The sequence below is a fragment of the Saccharopolyspora sp. NPDC002686 genome (assembly GCF_040295745.1).
GTDB lineage: Bacteria > Actinomycetota > Actinomycetes > Mycobacteriales > Pseudonocardiaceae > Saccharopolyspora > Saccharopolyspora oryzae.
On sequence record NZ_JBEOVY010000553.1, the window covers coordinates 1 to 3,155 of the forward strand.

4 protein-coding genes and 1 pseudogene are annotated in these 3,155 nt (G+C 73.4%); 2 read left to right on the forward strand and 3 right to left on the reverse strand.

Annotation, left to right across the window (positions count from 1 at the left end):
- Nucleotides 1-78, forward strand: a pseudogene (locus tag ABTZ89_RS37425) (arginine repressor); the annotation flags it as partial.
- 10 nt (nucleotides 79-88) lie between these two features.
- Here ABTZ89_RS37425 and ABTZ89_RS37430 read toward each other — a convergent pair.
- Together ABTZ89_RS37430 and ABTZ89_RS37435 are read right to left on the reverse strand one after the other, a co-directional pair.
- Complete coding sequence (locus tag ABTZ89_RS37430; protein ID WP_270947518.1) at nucleotides 89-868, reverse strand: MBL fold metallo-hydrolase; 780 nt, start codon at nucleotides 866-868, stop codon at nucleotides 89-91.
- A complete protein-coding gene (locus tag ABTZ89_RS37435; RefSeq protein WP_351053946.1) occupies nucleotides 868-1,656 on the reverse strand; it encodes an NUDIX hydrolase in 789 nt (262 codons plus the stop codon). The genes ABTZ89_RS37430 and ABTZ89_RS37435 overlap by 1 nt, the downstream gene beginning before the upstream one ends.
- 152 nt (nucleotides 1,657-1,808) lie before the next feature.
- Between ABTZ89_RS37435 and ABTZ89_RS37440 the strand changes: the two genes are divergently transcribed.
- Nucleotides 1,809-2,696 (forward strand): Gfo/Idh/MocA family protein, encoded by an 888-nt coding sequence (locus tag ABTZ89_RS37440; protein WP_351053949.1) that lies wholly within the window; start codon nucleotides 1,809-1,811, stop codon nucleotides 2,694-2,696.
- A gap of 76 nt (nucleotides 2,697-2,772) precedes the next feature.
- Here ABTZ89_RS37440 and ABTZ89_RS37445 read toward each other — a convergent pair whose 3' ends face one another.
- Entirely contained in the window at nucleotides 2,773-3,012 is a 240-nt protein-coding gene (locus ABTZ89_RS37445; RefSeq protein WP_351053952.1) for a hypothetical protein, read from the reverse strand.
- Nucleotides 3,013-3,155 lie beyond the last annotated feature (143 nt).

Here is a 3,155-nt window from a genome sequence, read left to right on the forward strand (position 1 = left end):
GGCGCGGTCAAGCTGCGCGGCGCGGACGGCGGGGCGGCGGTCTACGTCATCCCCGAGGACGGCTCCAGGTCTCACGGGTCCTGAGCTGCTACGAGGCCTCGCGGAGGTAGGTGAGCTGGGCCTGGACCGTGAGGTCCGCGGCTGGCCAGACCGATCGATCGACGTCGGCGTAGACGACCTCCACCACCTGGCGCGGGGTGACGTCGGGGCCGAGCTCGGCGAGCGCCTCCCGGACCTGCTCCAGGCGCTGCCGGCGGTGCTGGAGATAGTGCTCCGCGATCGCCCGGACGTCCGGGAGGTCCGGGCCGTGGCCGGGGAGCACGCGCACGCCCTCGGGCAGATCGGCGAGGCGGCGCAGCGAGTCGAGGTAGGAGGCCAGGTGGCCGTCCGGGTGGGCGACCACCGTCGTGCCGCGGCCCAGGACGCTGTCACCGGTGAACACCGCGGGTTCGTCGTGGTCGACCGCGAAGCAGACCGAATCAGCGGTGTGTCCCGGCGTGGCCAGCACGCGTAGCCCCACACTGCCCGCATCGACGACCTCGCCGTCCTGGAGCGGCTCCGCGCCCCGGCACAGCGCGGGGTCCAGGGCCCTCACCGGCGCGCCGGTGAGCTCGACGAACTGCTCGACGCCGTCGGTGTGGTCCGGGTGGTGGTGGGTCAGCAGCACGAGCGACACCGGGCCGTGGTCGGCGACCAGCCGCAGGTGCTCGGCGTCGTTCGGGCCCGGGTCGATCACCACTCGACCGGCGGCGTCCCCGACCAGCCAGGTGTTGGTGCCGTCCAAGGTCATCGGCGAGGGGTTCTGCGCCAGCAGCACCGAGGCGTACGGGGTGACCGGTCGCAGGGTTGCGTATGCGGGGTGCTCGATCACTTCGCCTCCTCGAACCCGGGCTCGCCGGGCAGCAGCACGTACCAGCGGCCATCGCGCTTGACCAGCTTCGGGATGATCTTGTCCATGGTCCGCTCGGACTCCAGCGCGGCGGACGCGCTGCCGTGCTCGGCGAGCTGCTGCAGCGTCACGCGGGTCGGCGGGAGCAGCTGGCACCGGCCTTCCGCGAAGTCCGCCAGCGCCTGCTCCGGCGTCGCCCAGTACGCCTCGACCGCTTCGGACGTCCTGGCGTCGGCGTGCTGGCCGGTGGGCATCGCGGCGAGGAAGAAGCGCGTGTCGTAGCGGCGCGGCTCGCCCTCCGGGGTCACCCAGTTCGACCACGGGCGGAGCAGGTCCGCGCGCAGCACCAAGTCCTCCCGGGCCAGGAACTCCGCCAGCGACAGGTCGCGGGCGACGAGCCCGGCGCGGGCCTCCGCGTAGTGGCTGGTGCCGCCGACCAGCGTCGACGCGTCCGGACCGGCGAGCAGGACACCGGACTCCTCGAACGTCTCGCGCACGGCCGCGCACACCAGCGCCCGCGCGATCTCCGGCGAGCAGCCGAACCGCTCGGCCCACCAGTCCGGCCCCGGACCGTGCCAGGACACCGAGATGTCCGCGTCACGCGGATCGACCCCACCGCCGGGGAAGACGGTCATCCCGGCGGCGAAGGCCATCGCCTTCACCCGCTTCTGCAGGAAGACCTCTAGACCCGCGGAACCGTCCCGGACCAGCATCACGGTCGCCGCGTCCTTCGGGACCACCGGCCGGTCCGACGGCGTTTCGGGCATGAATCCCGTTGGCAGGGGCCGATCTCCGGGGTCTAGCACCATGCCGGACACCCTATGCCGGAAAGCGCGGATGTCCACCGGCTCGTGGTCCACAGCTCCCACCGGACCCCCAACTGCCGTAACCGCAATGGGTCATCGGCACCATTGGCGGCATGGACGAAGCACTGCGGGTCGGGGTTGTCGGAGCAGGACCTTGGGCGCACCGGGTCCACGCACCAGGGCTGCACGCGCACCCGGGGACGCGTTTGGCGGCGGTGTGGGCCCGGCGGTCCGATGCGGCCAAGAGCCTCGCCGGTGAGCACGGCGCGGAAGTCGCGGACAGCTTCGACGAGCTGCTCGACTCCGTCGACGCCGTCGCGTTCGCCGTGCCGCCGTCGGTGCAGGCCGAGCTGGCGCCGCGAGCGGCTCGCGCGGGCAAGCACCTGGTCCTGGAGAAGCCGCTGGCCGCCGACCGGGCCGGGGCCGAGGAGATCGTCGAGGCGGTGACCGGGTCCGGGGTGGCGGCGTTGATGATGCTCACCCGCCGGTTCGCCCCGGAGGTCCAGGACTGGCTGGCCGGGCTGCGGGAACTCGGCGGTGTGCAGGGCGGCACCGGTCGTTGGCTGGCGGGCGGGCTGCTGGCCGGCGACTACGCGGCCTCGGCGTGGCGGCAGGAGGACGACGGCGCGCTGATCGACGCGGGTCCGCACGCCATCGACCTGCTCGACGCGGCGCTCGGGGCCATCGAGGAGGTGCACTTCGCGCACCGCGGCGACGACGGGCTCTGGCAACTGGTGTTCGGCCACGAAGGCGGCGCGACCAGCACGCTGACCCTCTCGCTGCGGATGCCGGTCCAGCCGTCGCTGGTGGACTTCGCGGTGTACGGCGAGCACGGCTGCGCACCGCTGGCGGGACGCCGCACGGCAGCGCACGAGTGCTACGCCCGGCTGCTCGACGACCTGCTGTCGATGGCCAGCGGGGAACGCGCGGACCACCCCTGCGACGTCCACCGAGGTCTCCACCTGCAACGAGTCCTCGCCGACGTCCTGAACGCCCGCTGACCGAACCGTTCGCGCTGGTCGCAGGCCGTGAGCACTTCTTGGGGCCATAGCCCCGGGAAGTGCTCACGGGACCTGATCAGGAGCGTTGCTGCTGGTAGGCCTGGTTGTTGGCCGGGGCCGCGCCGATCGGGGGGAAGCCGCCCGTGCCTCCCGGCATGGTCGACGTCCAGCCCTCCTCGCCGTTGTTCGCGCCGTTCTGGCGGCGCGGCGGGGCCGAGCGGTCCTGCTCGCGCTGGGCCAGCTCCTCGTGCAGCTTCCGCAGCAGGTTGCGCTCCCGGTCGGTCAGCTTCGCGTCGACCGCCGCGGGCACGCGCATTCCCGGTCCCTCGGCTGCCGCCTCGGCGCTCCGCGCGACCGCCGGGAGCTCCTCGCGACCGCATCAGCGGTGGACCCCACCGGCAACCCGGCGCTCCCCCCAACACCCCGGATCCCCACCGCGACCCGCCGAGCGGTCACGGC